This window comes from Pyrobaculum ferrireducens (genome assembly GCF_000234805.1).
GTDB lineage: Archaea > Thermoproteota > Thermoprotei > Thermoproteales > Thermoproteaceae > Pyrobaculum > Pyrobaculum ferrireducens.
The window spans coordinates 1242536-1258445 of record NC_016645.1 but is presented as its reverse complement, the minus strand read 5'-3'; the positions used below and the strand labels follow the sequence as shown (position 1 = coordinate 1258445).

At 59.9% G+C, this 15910-nt stretch carries 23 protein-coding genes and 1 tRNA gene; 10 read left to right on the top strand and 14 right to left on the bottom strand.

All coding sequences use genetic code 11. The features are described from left to right. Window positions 1–17: 17 nt before the first annotated feature. Window positions 18–971, bottom strand: a complete 954-nt coding sequence (locus tag P186_RS06945; protein ID WP_014288738.1) for a DHH family phosphoesterase — start codon at window positions 969–971, stop codon at window positions 18–20. A 42-nt stretch (window positions 972–1013) separates the two neighbouring features. On the opposite strand from P186_RS06945, the gene P186_RS06940 reads away from it, so the two are divergent. The 3 genes from P186_RS06940 (at window position 1014) to P186_RS06935 (ending at window position 4393) form a co-directional block, all read left to right on the top strand. Further along, window positions 1014–1562: a hypothetical protein gene (locus P186_RS06940; RefSeq protein WP_014288737.1), complete on the top strand. Its 549-nt coding sequence runs from the start codon at window positions 1014–1016 to the stop codon at window positions 1560–1562. A gap of 259 nt (window positions 1563–1821) precedes the next feature. Further along, window positions 1822–1998, top strand: coding sequence for a hypothetical protein (locus P186_RS14045; protein ID WP_014288736.1), 177 nt, complete (start codon window positions 1822–1824; stop codon window positions 1996–1998). Between the two features lie 52 nt (window positions 1999–2050). Further along, window positions 2051–4393, top strand: coding sequence for an STT3 domain-containing protein (locus P186_RS06935; RefSeq protein ID WP_014288735.1), 2343 nt, complete (start codon window positions 2051–2053; stop codon window positions 4391–4393). Here P186_RS06935 and P186_RS06930 read toward each other — a convergent pair. The 8 genes from P186_RS06930 to P186_RS06895 are packed head-to-tail and all read right to left on the bottom strand — an operon-like array spanning window position 4383 to window position 8478. Then, window positions 4383–4601 carry an RNA-protein complex protein Nop10 gene (locus P186_RS06930; protein ID WP_014288734.1) on the bottom strand — a complete coding sequence of 73 codons (219 nt, stop codon included), beginning with the start codon at window positions 4599–4601 and terminating at the stop codon, window positions 4383–4385. The genes P186_RS06935 and P186_RS06930 overlap by 11 nt on opposite strands. Beyond that, entirely contained in the window at window positions 4598–5395 is a 798-nt protein-coding gene (locus P186_RS06925; RefSeq protein WP_014288733.1) for a translation initiation factor IF-2 subunit alpha, read from the bottom strand. The genes P186_RS06930 and P186_RS06925 overlap by 4 nt, the downstream gene beginning before the upstream one ends. A gap of 34 nt (window positions 5396–5429) precedes the next feature. Beyond that, window positions 5430–5633, bottom strand: a complete 204-nt coding sequence (locus P186_RS06920; protein WP_014288732.1) for a 30S ribosomal protein S27e — start codon at window positions 5631–5633, stop codon at window positions 5430–5432. 1 nt (window position 5634) lies between these two features. Further along, on the bottom strand, window positions 5635–5910 hold the full coding sequence (locus P186_RS06915; RefSeq protein ID WP_014288731.1) for a 50S ribosomal protein L44e: 276 nt from the start codon (window positions 5908–5910) through the stop codon (window positions 5635–5637). A gap of 30 nt (window positions 5911–5940) precedes the next feature. Next, window positions 5941–6423, bottom strand: coding sequence for a DNA replication complex subunit Gins51 (locus P186_RS06910; protein ID WP_014288730.1), 483 nt, complete (start codon window positions 6421–6423; stop codon window positions 5941–5943). Further along, window positions 6416–7354 carry a DNA primase catalytic subunit PriS gene (gene priS, locus P186_RS06905; protein WP_014288729.1) on the bottom strand — a complete coding sequence of 313 codons (939 nt, stop codon included), beginning with the start codon at window positions 7352–7354 and terminating at the stop codon, window positions 6416–6418. Before priS ends, P186_RS06910 begins: the two co-directional genes overlap by 8 nt. After that, the gene (gene pcn, locus P186_RS06900; protein ID WP_148682821.1) at window positions 7351–8100 is read right to left on the bottom strand and encodes a proliferating cell nuclear antigen (pcna); all 750 of its coding nucleotides are present in this window, start codon (window positions 8098–8100) and stop codon (window positions 7351–7353) included. Before pcn ends, priS begins: the two co-directional genes overlap by 4 nt. Window positions 8101–8148: 48 nt before the next feature. Next, window positions 8149–8478, bottom strand: a complete 330-nt coding sequence (locus P186_RS06895; RefSeq protein ID WP_014288727.1) for a transcription factor S — start codon at window positions 8476–8478, stop codon at window positions 8149–8151. A 98-nt stretch (window positions 8479–8576) separates the two neighbouring features. Between P186_RS06895 and P186_RS06890 the strand changes: the two genes are divergently transcribed. The 3 genes from P186_RS06890 to P186_RS06880 are packed head-to-tail and all read left to right on the top strand — an operon-like array spanning window position 8577 to window position 9578. Next, window positions 8577–9053 (top strand): 30S ribosomal protein S19e, encoded by a 477-nt coding sequence (locus P186_RS06890; protein ID WP_014288726.1) that lies wholly within the window; start codon window positions 8577–8579, stop codon window positions 9051–9053. Then, window positions 9053–9385, top strand: a complete 333-nt coding sequence (locus P186_RS06885; RefSeq protein WP_014288725.1) for a DNA-binding protein — start codon at window positions 9053–9055, stop codon at window positions 9383–9385. The genes P186_RS06890 and P186_RS06885 overlap by 1 nt, the downstream gene beginning before the upstream one ends. Before the next feature lie 37 nt (window positions 9386–9422). Then, the gene (locus P186_RS06880) at window positions 9423–9578 is read left to right on the top strand and encodes a 50S ribosomal protein L39e (RefSeq protein WP_014288724.1); all 156 of its coding nucleotides are present in this window, start codon (window positions 9423–9425) and stop codon (window positions 9576–9578) included. Here P186_RS06880 and P186_RS06875 read toward each other — a convergent pair. Beyond that, on the bottom strand, window positions 9575–10294 hold the full coding sequence (locus P186_RS06875; RefSeq protein WP_014288723.1) for a phosphoglycerol geranylgeranyltransferase: 720 nt from the start codon (window positions 10292–10294) through the stop codon (window positions 9575–9577). The two genes, P186_RS06880 and P186_RS06875, sit on opposite strands and share 4 nt — an antisense overlap. Then, complete coding sequence (locus tag P186_RS06870) at window positions 10281–10592, bottom strand: hypothetical protein (protein WP_014288722.1); 312 nt, start codon at window positions 10590–10592, stop codon at window positions 10281–10283. The genes P186_RS06875 and P186_RS06870 overlap by 14 nt, the downstream gene beginning before the upstream one ends. Before the next feature lie 201 nt (window positions 10593–10793). Between P186_RS06870 and P186_RS06865 the strand changes: the two genes are divergently transcribed. Beyond that, window positions 10794–12029 carry a molybdopterin molybdotransferase MoeA gene (locus tag P186_RS06865; RefSeq protein ID WP_014288721.1) on the top strand — a complete coding sequence of 412 codons (1236 nt, stop codon included), beginning with the start codon at window positions 10794–10796 and terminating at the stop codon, window positions 12027–12029. Here the strand turns inward: P186_RS06865 and P186_RS06860 are convergent. The 3 genes from P186_RS06860 to P186_RS06850 form a co-directional block, all read right to left on the bottom strand. After that, window positions 12001–12666, bottom strand: a complete 666-nt coding sequence (locus P186_RS06860; protein WP_148682820.1) for a phosphoribosyltransferase — start codon at window positions 12664–12666, stop codon at window positions 12001–12003. The genes P186_RS06865 and P186_RS06860 overlap by 29 nt on opposite strands. A 42-nt stretch (window positions 12667–12708) precedes the next feature. Continuing rightward, complete coding sequence (locus tag P186_RS06855) at window positions 12709–13692, bottom strand: hypothetical protein (protein ID WP_014288719.1); 984 nt, start codon at window positions 13690–13692, stop codon at window positions 12709–12711. Between the two features lie 120 nt (window positions 13693–13812). Continuing rightward, complete coding sequence (locus P186_RS06850) at window positions 13813–14040, bottom strand: hypothetical protein (RefSeq protein WP_014288718.1); 228 nt, start codon at window positions 14038–14040, stop codon at window positions 13813–13815. Window positions 14041–14076: 36 nt separating this feature from the next. Here P186_RS06850 and P186_RS06845 point away from each other — a divergent pair. From P186_RS06845 to P186_RS06835, 3 genes are all read left to right on the top strand, one after another. Next, a tRNA-Val gene (locus P186_RS06845) sits at window positions 14077–14168 on the top strand. 29 nt (window positions 14169–14197) lie between these two features. Then, window positions 14198–14809, top strand: a complete 612-nt coding sequence (locus tag P186_RS06840) for a hypothetical protein (RefSeq protein WP_148682819.1) — start codon at window positions 14198–14200, stop codon at window positions 14807–14809. Between the two features lie 56 nt (window positions 14810–14865). After that, on the top strand, window positions 14866–15888 hold the full coding sequence (locus P186_RS06835; protein WP_237179358.1) for an RAD55 family ATPase: 1023 nt from the start codon (window positions 14866–14868) through the stop codon (window positions 15886–15888). Window positions 15889–15910: the final 22 nt, after the last annotated feature.

Here is a 15910-nt window from a genome sequence, read left to right as displayed (position 1 = left end):
GAGCCGCTGAAGGCCGCTCACCCCTCACGTGAACCTCTGCTCATCATCGTCACCTCTTTACAAGGCAGTTTTAAACCTTCACATCTCCCGAGGACGTAGACCACCTCCGGCTTCACCAACTCGGCTAGTGTGTATATGGGCCTTGCCGGGTCGTAGATGGAGGCCTTTATCACGGCCCCGGCGGCGTATTTATGCCCGCCGCCTCCCAGCTTCGCGGCGAGCTCGGCGCAGTTGTATCCGCTGTCTCTATGGGCGCCGCAGTACAGGCGGTAGGTCCTCCACCCCCTCCTCACCAGTATGTTGACGAACCTTGCCCCCTTCTTCTCCAGCTCTATTGTCAAGGCGCGGTAGGAGATGCCGAGCCTCCTGGGCGAGTATATGAAGAGCTTCTCCTCCCCGGGGAGCGCCTCCGCCAGTCTGCGCATCAAGTCGTCCTTCTCGAGGCCTCTCTCCGCCAGGCTCTTCAAGGGCTCCTCCTCAACAGCCGCGAGGCCCTTCTTGGCGAGTATGTCGACTACGGCGTGTTTCTCCGCCTCGCTCGCGTACCTCACGGCGAGATCCAGCAACCTCACCCGCCTGTCTGTGACGTTGGCGGTGTCTGTCTGCACGGCGGCCTCGACCAGCTCCCGGGCTACCGCGTCTCCGTCGAGCCCGAGGGCCCTGGCGGCGAGGAGGGCCGCGGCGGGGGCGCCGGGGTCGTAGTGCTCCACCTCGGCGCACGGCTTGTTGGTGAGGTGGTGGTCGGCCCTCACCCTGGCCCTGCCGGGGCACGGCAGGTCTGCGACGAAGTCCCACGTCAGGGCCTTGACCCACCACTTCTTCACTTCGCTTGGGGCCATCAGCACCACTACGCCTTCTGGATACCTCCTCTTGAACAACGCCGCCGACGCCAGCCCGTCGACGTCGCCTACGTCGCACAGCGCCAGGGGGCGCCGCGCGGCCTTCGCCAGCAGAGCTCTCAGCATCTTCACGTGGCGTCTTCAACTATTTATTTATAGACTTTACCACACACGTTGAGGCTGGGCTACATCGGGCGGAGGGGGATCTACGACGTGGTTAGGAGAATTGCATTTGAAGTAGGCTTGTTTGAGAGGGGGGACGTCACTGTGGTGGACGCGGGGTTCAGGGAGAGGGGGGAGGTGGTTCTGCACTGCGGAGACTACCGGTGTGTCGCCACTGAGCTCTTCACCTCCATACCCCGGGTGCTGGGCGGGGGGAAGCTGGGAGTCGACCTAGGCGCCTCTAAAAACGGGCTGGCCTACGTGTGGAGGGGGACACCCCTGTTGCACGCAGTGCTGGACTGGGGCGCCGTGGAGAAGATCTTGAAGGGGATAGACGGCGTCGAGGTCCACATCGGCTCGTCGCCGTATGTAGACGTGAAGAAGGCAACTTCCCTCCTGGGTTGCGGCGAGGTGAGGCTCGTCGACGAGCTCTCGGCGAGCTGGTCCAGGCGTTGGCTAAGGGACAAATACCCAGAGCTGGAGGAAGACGAGATAGACGCCCTGTCCTTCACCTACCACGACGGGGTAAGGGCGTCCCTATGCGGCAACAAACACCCCTGACTCTCCTTGTGGAACGCCGTCCTCCTTAGGCGTCTGTCCCCATTGACATCTGACGTCTGCATGGTTTAGGCGCTCCCCCGATTTGAAGACAGCAACCTCGCGCGGGGGACTGGGCGGCGGAGGCGCCTCCGGGCGGCTATCTGGGCGCGCCTCGGCTTCGGCCTGGGCTCCGTGGGGCGCCTTGAGACAGTGGCGCGGGGGCATCTATATGCTGGTAATATACACAAACTTTTAATAACCGGGGCCGGGGTATGGGTTGGTGTACGTTGTGAAGTGCGACTCTTGCGGCTTTGTCCTCTACAGGGGCGAGGAGCCGAAGACTGTGGAGGCTGTGTTGAAGATGTGGGGAGGCATATGCCCCAAGTGCATGTCTCCTCTTGAGAGGAGACCTATAAAAATTGCCGTGGGGCTTCTGCGGGCTAGGAGGAGGGCGTAGGGCCGCCTGTGTAAGTGAGTTAAAGATATATAGAGCCCCCCTCTGCCGCTTCATGGATCGAAGAGAGAAGATACTGCTGGTCATACCGGCTCTGCTTGCGACATTCGCAATGGCTCTCTACGTGAGGATGTACAGGGTGTACCTCTGGGGGTGGTGGCTGGACGAGTTTGACCCGTATATACGCTACTACCTAGCCAGATACACTCTTGAACACGGAGTGGGGTGGTGGTGGTCCGGGGCCCACTTCACCCAGTTCTGGTACCCCTACGGCATCGACTGGGGGAAGGTCCTCCTCCCCGGCACCTCCTTCTACGGCCTCTTCGTCTACTCAATCCTGAGGCCCTTCGGCGTCGATCTGTGGCACGCGGTTATCGCCGCCCCCGCCATCATGAACGCGCTGGCTGTCTTCTCCGCCTTCTACCTCGGGTACAGAGTGGGGAGCGAGCTGGGCGTCCCCAACGGCGGCGTCAGAGTGGGGCTAGTGACGGCCCTCCTAGTGGCCTTCATGCCGGCCTACATCGAGAGGGGGGTCGCCGCGTGGTTCGACGACGAGCCCATAAGCCTCTTCCTCATACCCCTAGGCCTCGCCTTCCTAATCGATGGCTTGAAAAGGCCGTGGATGGGCGCCCTAGCCGGAGTTGCGCTGGGGTACATCGCGTGGACCTGGGGAGCCCACTTCTACATCTGGAACCTGGCGGGCCTTTACGCCCTGGTTCTGCCGACATACTACTTCCTTAAACTAGCCTTCACTAGGAGAGAGGAGGCACCCAGGGGGCGAAAGAGGCAGCAACCACAGCCCCAGGCGCCGGCTCTACCCTTCAGCACGAGAAACCTCTTCTTGTCCTACCTACTGTTCTACGTCGTCTACGCATTTCTCGTGGCGACGATCCCACGCTACGGCGTAGCTAGCCTCACCGGCGCCTTCAACATACTACCCACGTTCGGCCTGCTCGCCGCGGCGGCTGTCTGGGCCCTAGATACGCGGCTCGGCGTGTCCCGCGCCACGGAGCTCCTTAGGAGGTACATCTGGCTGATACTCGCAGTCACCCTCGCGGGCATAGGCGTCTTCGTGGGGGCAATAGCCGCGGGGCTGATCGGCGGCAAGTTCCTAGCCACACTCCTGCCCTTCGGCAGATCGGCAATTGTGGCCAGCGTCGCGGAGCACAGCACAACCCAGTTCTACCAAATACTTATTAGATACGGCCCAATACTGCCCTTCATAATTGTGTCCGTCCCCTACCTCTTCACCCCCGGCGGCCTGCTGGCCTTAACTTACCTAGCCACGGCAGGATACGCCGCTGCTACGATGGTCCGTCTTCTAGTCCTGCTGGCGCCGGTGGCAACGGTCTCCGCGGCGCTTGGCGTTGTGAAGCTGCTAGATAGCAGGAGGCTGGGGCCGCTGATGCTCCTCGCCGCCGTCGTGTCTATGGTGATGGTGTTGGTGTCGGGCGCCAGCGTGGCGACGCAACCCACCCAGATCGTGATGTCCGCAGTGGCGTCCCCCTACCCCAGCGACGACTTTCTCGACGCGTTGATGTGGCTAAAGACGAGGTTGCCGCCTTACGAGCCGGTGGCCTCGTGGTGGGACTACGGCTACTGGATATCTGTAGTGGGGAACAAGACTAGCCTCGCGGACAACTCCACTATAAACGCCACGCAGATTGGGAAGATCGGCCTCGGGATGATGGCGCCTCCGCAGATAGGCGCCAATATATTCAGCAGGGAATTCGGCACCAAGTACATCCTCGCAATTATGCCATTTGCCATCTACCCAATAAATCTGCAGATAGGCCAAGCGCCCGTGTTGATCCACGAGAACCCCGCCGGTGGGGACTTTCTGAAGTCGTACTGGATGACGCGCATCGCGCTTGAAAATGTTAAGAAAGAGGCGGAGGCGGTTCTCGGCGTCCCCGCGGGCGTGAGCGCCGAGGACTTCATATATACTAGAGTTATGTCGTACCCAGGGCCGCCCCCTGGCTCATACGCCTACTTCACAATTGGGGGCTACTACTTCCCCGTGCCTCTAAATCTAAACCGGACGCTCTACGCAATGCTCTTCTCGAAGGAGAGGCTGTTCCCCATCTACGGCAACGCCAGCCAGTACCTGCCTTGGGTTTTTGAGGGCGTGGAGCGCGGCGACACCTTCACCTCTTTCAGAGCTTTGAAAGTAACCGGCGGGAATGTGTATCTGCCAGTGGACGTCCCGCAGAAGCTCCAGGGCGTGGCTACCTACGTCATACAAGGCTGGACTCAGAAAGGTGTGGAGGTCGTGGTGGATCCACTCACCGGGAGGACCGAAGACATCCCCTTCGTGACGGCGCACACGGCGCCGCTGAGGCTTGTGTACGTATCTAAGCCCTACGGCTGGGTTGTCGTGTATCAAGTCACGTCGTGAGGTCTTTCAAAATCTTTTCCCTGGTGTCCTCCCTCACTGGGAGCTGCCCCGTCGCCAGCTTCTGGAGTATTCTATACTTCTGATACTTGTCCTCTGGCGAGTATTTAGGGGGGTGGGGGACCCTCACGGGCCCTCCGCACCGGGGGCACCTCTCCTTGGAGAGGGTGTAGGCGCCGCAGTTGGCGCAGCGCCTCAGCAACGACCTCATTGCTCGATGCGCTGTACGGTGGTTATCACCTTGTACTTCTTTTGAAGTGTCTGTAGGAGATTTGTGATTTCTGTAAACGCCGCCTCCACCTGTTTTGGTTGCTGTCCTACGATGTCGATTCTGTAGCGGGGCGGCCCCACCACGTATATCTTCGCCGAGATTTGCGGGTACTTCTCCTGTATGGCCTTGGCTAGCTCGGCGAGTGCGGCTTTTATCCTCTCGGCGCCGTCTCCCTCGACGCTCACCGCCTTTATTATTCCAGAAATCTTCGTGGGGGGTATCTCTATCTGCTGCCTCGCCAGCTCGACAATGGCCTCCTTAAGCTTGGGGTCGAGCTCCAAGTCGTCCAGCACCTGGGGCCCCGTCTTGACGACTTCCTCAAACACCTTGAAGGGGTCGCCGAACTGCTCCTCGAGGTACCACATCGTCTTAAGGGCCTCCTCCTGGGTCTTGCCCAGCTTCTTCATGGCAATCTCCAAGAGCTTCAGCGTCCTGACCCGGTGGCGGTATAGGAGGAGCTTCTTCTCCTTCTCGTCGACGCGGACGCGCTTCAGCGACACCTCGACAACCCTCATCTTGGGGTTGACGCTGATCACCTTAAACACAGTCTTGTTGCCCTCCTTGACATAGTCCCTAATAGAGTGGAACCAGGACTGGATAATCTCCTGGGTAGGGGCGAAGGCTTCTAGCTCGTACTCGTCGAGGTATACATAGGCGCCGTGTTCTGCAATTTTCTTCACCGTGCCTATCACCACCTCGCCTACGTCTGGAAACTCCTTCTTGACGAGGCGCATAATAGGGGAGTTGGGGTGGTTATAAATCCCTTTACTACTCTAGAATCTTGACTATGTGGCCGGCGAATCTCGCCTTACCGCCCGTGGGCTGCGCGAGCACCCTTCCGCAGACTAGGCAACGCACCACCATGGCGGCGTGGCTGTAGGTAATCTGCTCGTTGCCGCAGTCGGGACACCTAATCTTAATAAATTTGGACTTGGGTTGCGGTATTAGGACTCTGCTGAATCTGACGGGCATACTACACCAGCTCCACCTTCTTCATCCTGCCCAGGGTCTTGACCAGCTTGTAGCCGCATTTGCTACATGTAAAGACCAGCGTCACCTTCTTATTTATCTTGGCGAAGCGCTTCTGCTTCGGCTTCGGCGTCGAGCCGTAGCCCTTAAGCTTCCTCTCGTACCTCCTCTGGCCCTCAGCCGAACTGCGCCTCTGGCCGGCGTGGTAGTTGGAAACACTGTGCTTAGTGTAGGCGTTGCAACGGGGGCAGTACACATTGACGCTCTTGGGAAACTTCATGGCCCTGGGCAACTGGTGGTGATTTAAATTTTACGCGCCTAGAAAACGCCTAGCCACCCCACGCTCTTCGAGGTCCTTGGCGTCTCTAAGAGGCAACTTGGCCAGATCCCCCCGCGTAAACGGCCCCACCTGGACGAAGTCCTCCGTCACTATGGTGGGGTGATCCACTAGAAACTGCACCACCACGTACTCCTGCGCCCTCTTCCTCTGGGGGCCGGCTTGTCTAATTTTCACAAGCGGCCTGATGAGCCTGTCCTCCTCTGCCGTGACTCTGCTCGGCACCCTCGCCTGCCCCAGCTCCCAGACGATCTTCCTCAACCTCAGCTCCATAATTGTGAGCAAGGCGGCCGACACCTGCTCCTTTACCTGATCCAGCACGCCCTGGGGGAGGGGGGCGTTCTGCAACTCTCTTAGAAACTGCTCGGCGGCCTCTGCATATGAGCTGAACGGCGGGTCGGAAAGTATACGCGAGTTAAGCTCCGCAGAGAGCCACAGCCTGATCTTCTCAATCATGTATCTTTCCAAATCCCTGGAGTTCTAAATATATCGCCACGTAGGCCGGCAACACCTTGAAATCCCCAGCCCCCGCCTCCACCTTTTCAAACAACACAGCGCCGCGGAAGTCCTTCTCAAACCTAAACCTCAGGTGGCCCTTGCGAAAAGCCACGGCCCTCTCGACGATGTCCTCCGCCCCCCTCTCCAAGTCTCTCAACGCGAGGGGGATGGCGGCGAGGCCCGTCTTCCCGTTGATAGACCCCGGCGCCCTGATGAGGCGGTGGACGTCTTGCGTCACCACCTCGTCTATCTCAACCCTAAGCGCCCTGGGGTCCTCAACCCCCTGCCGGATCCTTAAGAGGCTCCCCACGGGCACCTCCTCGTAGAGAACAATCCTCCTCCTGCCGAGCCTAGCCTCAAACCTCGACGGGTCGAACCCCCCAGCCTTTAGGAAGTTCACCAACTCCCTCCTCTCCCTAGCCCCAAGCCCAAGCACCTCCTCGCCCGAGACGTGGATGTGGAAGCCCCTGTTCCCCGAAAACACTATCCTAGCGGGCTTTAGGTCCAGCTCCTCCCTCAGTACGTCCACCAGCTTATTCGCCTCCTCCCTGGCGTCCTCTAGGCACTGGAGAGTCACCAGGGTGGCTCCTCTGCACGCCTCTGTGTCTAGGTGGTCCCCATCTATGTCGAAGACAAGGTCCGCCCCCAGCCAGCCCTTCCCCTCCATATCCTCCTCGCCCGGCCTCTCGTAATACGCCACGGAGTGGTATATATGCCTCGGAGTCTTCTCCACCACGAACCTCCTCAAGTCCTCCAGCGACTTGAAGGACTTGTGCCTCACCATGCCCCCGCCGAACGGCTGAAAGGCGAATTCCCTCCTCTCCACCGCGTCGATTTCAAACCTGGCGTAGTTTCGGTAGAAGTTGCGGAAAAATACCTCGATAATCACTCCACCCTCGGCGCGACGAAGTAGGCTATCCTCCCCCCAGCCGGTATGTCGAAGGTGAGGTGCACCGGCTTGGCGGTGGCGAGCTCCACGGTGACTATGTCGCTGATTTTCGAAGACCTGCTCACAATGTCCACTAGGTACTCCAGGGAGAACCTGGCGGATGCCGGCTCCTTCACGTCGAATTCGTACACCAACTCGCTGTTCTTCTCCAGCCTCACCTCCACCTCCCCCTTGTCGCTGGTTGCGCTTATCACAAACGCCTCCTCAGTGGCGTCGAACTTAACCTCGTCCGCCACGGCGTCGGCGTCTTTAATAGCCGAAGCCAAGATGTCGCTGGCGGTCTTAACCATGGCGGTGTACACCACCTTAGGCGTGGGCAACTCCTCCCCCACCACCTCGATAGAGGGCAAGGTGATGGAGCGCACCGACTTGCCGACCAGCTTAATCCTCAGCCTCCCCTCCTCAAACTCCATAGATATCTTATCTCCCTTCTTCACCCTCCTAAGCAACTTCTTGAGATCCTTTAAATTGAGGCCGAACCTAAGCTCATCCACCTCTGGAAACTCTTCGAAAGCCTCCTTCGGCATGATTAAATCCACCATGGCGGTCCTCGAGGCGTCGAGAGCTCTGAGATAGAGGCCGTCCCCCCTAACCACGAAGCTGGCCTCCTCCACCAACACAGCTATAGAGTCAACTATGTACGCGAACTCCTTGGCGTCCATATAAGTCAGGACGGGCTTAGACATGTCCATATCTACCGCCCAGTTTTTAAAAACTTAGCGAGACGCCCGATATTACTCGTACTCACGCCAGGTGTGGCCGCATTTAGTACACTTATAGAAGCGGGTAGGCGGCTCGTCAGCCGCCCTCGTCTGCTGAACCCAGAAATACGCCTCGTCGTGGCCGCACTTGGGACACCCCCTAGTCTTAACCCTAGGCAGGTTGGTCGCATTATCCGCCAAGACGATGACGGTGTTCCTATTCTCCACAACTGTCTTGCTCTGGTAGCGCCCCTGGGCGTTAGACGCGTCCTCCTCGTAGCCGCACTTAGGACACCTCAGCACAGTCCTGTCCCCCTTCCTCACGGGGATTAGCAGACTCCTGTCGTTGGGGCAAAACCTCATGACGACTCCCACCGTCGTTGGGTATATAAAATTATTCCCCCGCCAACGCGCCGGGCGGGGGGGCGTAAAGGTTTTATATTGAGGTGTGTAGGGCGCCTATGCCCTCCGTTAAGGACGTGCCAGCGGATCAGTTGATAAGCGAATTAGCCAGGTACATAAAGGAAAACGTGCCGCAGGTGAAGCCGCCAGTGTGGGCGCCTTTCGTCAAGACCGGCGCCAACAAGGAGAGGCCTCCCATGTCCGCCGACTGGTGGTACGTAAGAGCCGCCTCCCTCATGAGGAAGCTATACATACACGGGCCCGTTGGGGTGGGCAGTTTGAGGACTGCGTATGGATACAGGGCGAAAATCGGCGACAAGACCAGGCCGGAGAGGACCAGAAAGGCAGGCGGCGCAGTAATTAGAAAGATACTACAGCAACTAGAGCAGGCAGGCCTCGTGGCGAGGACTAAGAAGGGGAGGGTCTTGACGCCGGAGGGCCGCTCTCTAGTGGACAGGCTAGTCACAAAGATAGCTAAGGACTTGGTGAAGGCTAGGCCGGAGCTCGCCAAGTACGTAGCGCCGCCCAAGGAGTAATGGACGGAGAGGGTTTCGAAGACAGGGAGATTGAGGAGATCCGCAGGAGGAAACTGGAGGAGCTCCAGAAAAAGGCCGAGCTGGAGCGGCAGGCCCAGATAGCGGCTGCGCAGAGGCGGGCCGCGTTGAAGCAGATCTTGACACCGGAGGCCTTGGCGAGGCTTGACAACATCAAGGTGGTGAGGCCAGAGCTGGCGGAGGCCCTAGAGCAACAGCTCATAAGCCTAGCCGCATCGGGTAGGGTGAAGGTGCCCATAGACGACGCCACTTTGAAAAAAATCTTGGAGAGCGTATACAGCCAAACCCGGAGGGAGTACCGCTTCAAGCTTTAGGCCACAAGATTTATAAGCAGTATTTTAAGCCGGTGGCATGGCCAGGAACAAGCCCCTCGGCAAGAAGCTGAGGCTCGCCGCCGCGTTGAACTCCAACCGAAACCCGCCAGTGTGGGTCGTGGCGAAGACCAAGAGGAGAGTGACAAGATCCCCCGCCAGGAGGCACTGGAGGAGGACGAAGCTGAAGGCCTAGGGCCTCTTAACCGCTTTCACTATATCGCCCAGCTTTTCGGGAGCCTCCTCCGCCAGAGTCCCCGTGACCACCACGTTGGGCCTCTCCCTGGCGATGGCCCTCGCCGCCTCGCCGCTCCTAATCCCCCCGCCCACGATTAAAACCCGCGGGAAGGCCCTCCTGGCGGCGCGCACCATCTCGGGGGGCACCGGCTGAGGCGCCCCGCTACCGGCCTCGAGGTACACAGCCTTGAAGCCAATGTAATTCGCGGCTAGGGCGTACGCCGCGGCGATGTCAGGCCTCGTGTAGGGAATCGGCTTGCTCATAGAGACGAAGCCAGCCGCGCCGCCGTCCCCCACAATTACATACGCCGTGGAGATGACCTCAAGCCCGGGGTAGTGCTTGGCTATCAACACCGCCGCCTGCACCTGGGCCCCCACGATGAAGTAGGGGTCGAGGGAGTTCAATACGCTTAGGAACAGCACCCCGTCGGCCGCGTCGGTGAGCTGCGTCAAAGAGCCTGGAAAAAGCACAACGGGCACGTTCGCAACAGTCTTGATGTCCCTAACCACCCGGGACATCTGCTCCTCCTTAATCCCCAGCGAGCCGCCAACAAGTATCCCGTCGGTCCCCGCCTCCAGGGCGTGCCTCGCGATTTTTAGATAGTCGACGGACTTGTCGGGGTCAATCAACGTAAAATGCTTAACCCCCTCTAGTAAGTACTCATAGAGATTCATCGCCCTCCTCCGCCTCCTCCACGGCCGCCTCCCCCGCGGGGCCCGCCTGTTGTTGCGGCGGGGCTATCCTCCCCTCTAGGTAGAGGTCAACAAAGGCGTTGTAGTAATCCACCGGCATCCACCCAGCCCTCTCCTCAAACTCGTGCCTCAGCCCACAGTTGCCGCAGATCACCAGATACCCCTTCTCCGTCTTCTTGACAGAGACTAGCTGCGCCCCGCAGTGGGGACAGGTAAAGATCTTCGGGAGGGTCTTCTTCGGCCTAAGTAAAACTTTCCTCTTTCTCCTACGCCTACCCATGACACCCACCCCTACCCCCCTTATATAAAAATATCAGCCGTAGCGCCTCCGGTCACCACTCGCCGTAACCCTGACAGCATCACCCACACACCCCCACAAGCCGTTTTAAAAATCTTCCCCCAGCCGGCGGCCCCGGCCTCGCCAAAAAGATCGCGCAGGAGCCCCTGCTAATATTTATTAGCCGGTCACAGACCACTCTACATGAGGTACTTATCTGGGCTCAACCCTGTGGCGAGGGTGGCGGAAATCCTCCCACAAATCAAGAGAGTTACAGATGTTGAGAAAGTCGCCGCCTGGGACGCGGCGGGGAGAGTGGCCGCGAGGGATGTCGTAGCCCCCCACGACTACCCCCCAAAGCCCCGGGCCGCCTACGACGGCTATGCCGTGAACTCGGAGGCCACCCCCGGCAGATTTAGAGTGATCGGCACCGTGCTGGTGGGCCAGTACAGAGGAGATCTGGCCGTTGGAAGCGGGGAGGCTGTCTACGTTACCGTGGGGGCCTTTCTTCCAGACGGCGCAGACGCCGTGGTGCCGGAGGAGGCGGTGGAGCGAGATGGCGAGTACGTGGTGGTCAAGGCGAGGTATGAAAAATACGCAAATGCAGACCCTCCGGGATCGTACGTCCGCAGAGGGACCGTCATGCTCAGCCAAGGCACGGTGGTGACGCCCTTCGACGTCGTCGGTCTGCTCGACGTCGGGATCACTACGATATACGCCTACAGAAAGGTGCGGGTGGGCATAGTGGCGACGGGGGATGAGCTCATCGTCCCGCCCATCGACCCAGACACCGCCGCGGAGCTGGTGATGAAGGGGAAAGTCATTGAGTCCACGGCCTCCCTAGTCGCCTGGTACATCCAGACGTACATGCCGTATGTAGAGGTGAGGGAGAAGGTGGTGGCCAGCGACAGACACGAAGAGGTGAGGGCCGTCGTTGACAAGTTCCTAGCCGAGTACGACGCGGTGATAATAACGGGGGGCGCCGGCCCCAGCGAGATAGACCACTTCTACAAGCTGGGCTTCGGCGGGCTGAGGGGCTTCCGGATGAAGCCCGGCAGGCCCACAAGCGTGGCTGTTGTCGGCGGCAAGCCCGTCTTCGGCCTCTCCGGCTACCCAATCAGCGCCCTCCACGGCGTGATTAGAATAGTGGAGCCAGTCCTCCGCCACATGGCCAACGTAACGAGGCCCCCGGGGCTGGGCTGGGTATACGCCACCGTCACCCAAGACGTCCATGGGGAGATGGCCCAGGTGGTGAGGGTAAAGATAGAGCCGGGCGAGGGGGAGCTCTACGCCAAGCCGATAAAGGTTAAGCACCACTCCTTCACCGAGCCGGAGGCCGGGGGTCTTGCACTCATCCCACCGGGCGGGGTGAAGAAGGGCGACGTGGTGCCGGTCCTCCTCTACCGCGACGTCAGGCGGAGCGGCACCGGCCCACCTTGACCAGGCCCCTCCTGCTCAACATATCCAGGGCGTACAGTATATAGCCAAACCTCTTCTCTACATACTCCCAACCGTACCACTCCATATGCGCCTGTATCAACTCGTCGAGGCACCACTCAGCCCTCCCAGTCTCCTTCACAATCTTCATAATGAAGCCGGCGGCGTCCTCCACCGCGTTCCACTGATAGGCGAACCACACCCACTCCCTGACCTCGACGGCGTAGTAGTCGGGGATTATCTTGGCTACGCTTGTAATAACCTGCAGAGCCGCTGTCCTCACCTCGGCAGGGTTACAACACTCCTCTACGCTCCTCTTCGCGAGCTCTACGCTGTCCCCCGTGTCAACTATGTCGTCTACTATAAGCACTCTCTTCCCCCGCAGATCCACCGAGACCGGGTACTTCACATACGCCTTCTCCGCCACCTGCGCCGCGGAGGGCCAGTGCACCACCTGGATGCTCACCAAGTCGCTAACCCCCAGCCAGTCGCAGAGAAGCCTCGCCGGGACGAAGCCCCCCCTGGCGATGGCCACAATTACGTCGGGTTGCCACCCGCTCTCCCTTATCTTAGCCGCCAGCTGCCTGCTCCACTCTACAATCTCGTCGAAGGTCACCACCTTCACAGGTATCTTAGGCACGTTGATGGATGAAACCACCGCGTTTATATACATTAACTTAAACTATTTACAAGGCTCCACCGCCACGTAGGGGAGGGCGAGGTCGCGGCATTTAACCGGCCCCTTAAACTCAAAATCCCAAGTCCTAAACACCCCGCACTCCAGCTCCACACATATGTTGAAGTGGAGGTCCCCCACGACGCACCTATCCCCGTCACACGACGCGTACCGCGCCCTCTTCCGCCCGCCGTCCACCATCATGTTGATATTCCCCGCCGCCATGCGGAGACCCGCCACGTTGAAGGCAACCACCCACCTCCCCAAGACCCGCGCCACTATGTAGGGAAGCGCCCTCAGCAGACCCAGATCCAGAGCCACGCCGCCGGGCACCACGACGGGGTCAAGAGCCGCGTATATCCCAAAGAGAAGCAACCACATGTCGGGGGACCGCGGTAGGTCCCAGCGCAGGGCGCCGTAGATCCCGTACCTCAGAGCCACCGCCAGCCCCAGCCACGACCTCTCCACAAGCCCCAACGCCTCCGAGAAACGAAGCAGACCCAGGAGAGCACCCGCGGCCCGCCCCAGCGCGGGGGGCTCGTACGCCACCCGCTCCCTAAGCCCCCGCGACACCAGCACCCCCAGCACCTCGCCACACCTCCGCGGCCTCTCCACAGGCCCCCTCCTGTAGATAGACCAGAGGAACGGCGCCCCCCTCGCCAAGGCGTAGAGATACTCAGCGAGGCAGTCACCCCCGTTTAGCCTGTCGGTGGCGAAGAGCTCAGCCAGCCGCAACCTCTCCCCAAGCCCCTCTGTAAACACCTCCCTGTAGAAGAAGCGGGGCACCTCCGCCGGCTCCCCGCAGAGATACGCACCGCCGATTTTCACGGGACACTTCAAAGCCCGCCTAAAGACAAGAAGCCTACCCCCGACGTATACCCCGTCCCACCTCACCTCAACCTCACCAGGCACAAAGCTAGACCCCAGCCTAACGCCGCCCCCGCGGAGCTCCAAGGCCCTCCCCCGAGAAATTCTAACAACGAGATCCACGTAGAAATAGACAACATATATCAGCGTTCAAATCCCCGATCACCAATCTCCCACCGCCTCTCGTCACCCGTCATATACAACACGGAGACATTTAAAACTTCACCCCCGGAAAAACACGCGCTACAACCCGCCGAACCTGCTCACCTCTCTCAAGAAGTGGGCTATGTGAGGCGCCGCGGCCGCCAGCTTCGAAACAGCGGCCTCAACATCCTCCTCCGGAGACACGCCGTACCTCCTCAACACGTTGGCGTGAACCCCCAGCACCGCCAACACAGACGCCATGTACACGCCGTACATCCAGTTTAAAAAATCCTCCGTAGCGCCGAAGAGACAGACAACCCACCACATAGGGAAAAACTTAAAAATAGTGGAGTAAGGGGGAACGGGCCCGTAGTCTAGCGGTAGGATGCCCAGGGGCGGAGCCCCGCATTTGCCTGACGCGCGGGTGATCCCGGGTTCAAATCCCGGCGGGCCCACCTATTTTTACCCCCAAGCCGCCTCTGTTATGGATCTGGCGTCTGCCTGCCGGCTCATGTACAGGGGGTATCTATACAGCTTGGTGCTCCTCGCCGCCTCTATTGTATTGCTTGTGTTTGCAGTGTTTGTAGAGTTTAGCAACCCGGCGTCTCCCTACCTGGGCGTCCTCGCCCTCGCGGCGTTGCCCCTTGGGGCGGCGGGGTTCGCCGTCGTCTTGCTAATCCATAGGGGCTTCATGGCGCTCAGCCGGCTGGGGGTTAGGTGGGCGGGTGTCCAGGCCCGGCTCCTCACAGCTCTGTTTGTGGTGGAGCTGTCGCTTCTGGCGCTGGGGCTTCTGAGAAGGGAGAGGCCGCTACTGCAGGACCTCCCTCAGGATGCGGCTCTGGCTATTGTGCTGGCCGTATTGGGGCTTGTCTGGGGCCTGGCGCTGGCGTATCTAGCCACGCATGTGCTGTACCTCAAGCACATGTATAGACATACCGGGGTTTTGAGGTTCCACACGGCTTATGTGGTCACGCTGGTGGGCGTCGCCTTCCTCGTCCCGGTGGTCACGGCGCCTCTGGGCTTGCTTATTCTCTTCGCCGCGCATGTTGTAGAGATGCTTGCGTATAGAGAGGCCTCGCGGGGCTGGTCGTCGTGAGGCTCTTCGCCGGGAGGGTGCGCGGCAAGTTTTAAAACTCGTTGTTAGTATGTGGCGTGTCTGATCTTTTGCCAGCGTCTAGGGGCTTTACCGTGGTCTACGGGCCGCCGGGCAGCGGCAAGACAAGCGTCGCGGCGAAGCTGGCCGACAAGGTCGCCAACAGAGTTCTGTGGATCAGCACCAACGAGCCGCCGGGCGTGTTGAAGGAGGTCTTTATGAGGGTGGGGGCGAGGGCAGATAAGTTCTACGTGTTCGACTTCCCCCGCGCCTTTAGAGGCAACATAGCCAAGTTCGTGGCCGACCACATACACGAATACGAGGCGCTGGTGGTGGACTCAGTAAACGGAATAGCGCCGCGGGGGGAGAAGCTCGAAGAGCTCGTCCACGGCTTCCTCTACCAGCTAGCCAAGGACATGCCCATTATAGCCGTGGTGGAGGGGGTCCACCGGCAGGTGTTCTACATTGCCGACAATCTGGTGAGGGTTGGGTACAAGGAAAACGCCGTTGGCCACACGGTGCGGTATATAAAGCTGGTGAAGTCCCGCTTCGCCCCGCCCAGCGAGCGCCTCCTCTTCGACTTCGTAGAGGGGGTGGGCCTCGTCTACGTCTACACGCCCAGGAGGCCCCAGGTGGCGAAGATACCCCTGCAGGAGGACGCCTCTCTCCTCGGCTTGGGGGAGCTCTACAAGTCGCAGATCGTGGGGGTGTACGGCAGGGACAAGAAGGCCCTCGCCAAGAAGCTGGAGGAGATCGCCGCCGCGCGCGACGTGTTTTACCTCTCCCTCTTCCCCGCCACCACCCTCCCCGCCGAGCTAGACGAGGACAAGATGAGGATCGCCACCACCTTCAAGGATATTGTGGAGGTGCTGTACAACATATACACGGGCCGCCTCAAGCCCTGGGTCTTCGCCGTGTCCGGCCTCCGCGACTTGGAGAGGGTGCTGGGCAACGACGTCGTTGACTACATAACGGCCGTGGCGAGCGCCGCCAAGTACGTGGACTACGTCCTAGACCTGGAGCTGGAGACGGAGGGGGCTAGGCTTTCTGAGAACTTCCTCGACGTGAAGATAAGAGTTTAAAAAACGCCCACCGCCGCGATTA

Bases quoted from the DNA above. Each gene is read 5' to 3' on its own strand.
- P186_RS06885 (WP_014288725.1), top strand. From the start codon at position 9,053: ATGGACGGAGAGGGTTTCGAAGACAGGGAGATTGAGGAGATCCGCAGG.
- P186_RS06870 (WP_014288722.1), bottom strand. From the start codon at position 10,592: ATGGGTAGGCGTAGGAGAAAGAGGAAAGTTTTACTTAGGCCGAAGAAG.
- P186_RS06935 (WP_014288735.1), top strand. From the start codon at position 2,051: ATGGATCGAAGAGAGAAGATACTGCTGGTCATACCGGCTCTGCTTGCG.
- P186_RS06910 (WP_014288730.1), bottom strand. From the start codon at position 6,423: ATGATTGAGAAGATCAGGCTGTGGCTCTCTGCGGAGCTTAACTCGCGT.
- P186_RS06840 (WP_148682819.1), top strand. From the start codon at position 14,198: ATGGATCTGGCGTCTGCCTGCCGGCTCATGTACAGGGGGTATCTATAC.
- P186_RS06875 (WP_014288723.1), bottom strand. From the start codon at position 10,294: ATGAATCTCTATGAGTACTTACTAGAGGGGGTTAAGCATTTTACGTTG.
- P186_RS06880 (WP_014288724.1), top strand. From the start codon at position 9,423: ATGGCCAGGAACAAGCCCCTCGGCAAGAAGCTGAGGCTCGCCGCCGCG.
- P186_RS06850 (WP_014288718.1), bottom strand. From the start codon at position 14,040: ATGTGGTGGGTTGTCTGTCTCTTCGGCGCTACGGAGGATTTTTTAAAC.
- P186_RS06865 (WP_014288721.1), top strand. From the start codon at position 10,794: ATGAGGTACTTATCTGGGCTCAACCCTGTGGCGAGGGTGGCGGAAATC.
- P186_RS06930 (WP_014288734.1), bottom strand. From the start codon at position 4,601: ATGAGGTCGTTGCTGAGGCGCTGCGCCAACTGCGGCGCCTACACCCTC.
- P186_RS06895 (WP_014288727.1), bottom strand. From the start codon at position 8,478: ATGAGGTTTTGCCCCAACGACAGGAGTCTGCTAATCCCCGTGAGGAAG.
- P186_RS06890 (WP_014288726.1), top strand. From the start codon at position 8,577: ATGCCCTCCGTTAAGGACGTGCCAGCGGATCAGTTGATAAGCGAATTA.
- P186_RS06915 (WP_014288731.1), bottom strand. From the start codon at position 5,910: ATGAAGTTTCCCAAGAGCGTCAATGTGTACTGCCCCCGTTGCAACGCC.
- P186_RS06925 (WP_014288733.1), bottom strand. From the start codon at position 5,395: ATGCGCCTCGTCAAGAAGGAGTTTCCAGACGTAGGCGAGGTGGTGATA.
- pcn (WP_148682821.1), bottom strand. From the start codon at position 8,100: ATGTCTAAGCCCGTCCTGACTTATATGGACGCCAAGGAGTTCGCGTAC.
- P186_RS06920 (WP_014288732.1), bottom strand. From the start codon at position 5,633: ATGCCCGTCAGATTCAGCAGAGTCCTAATACCGCAACCCAAGTCCAAA.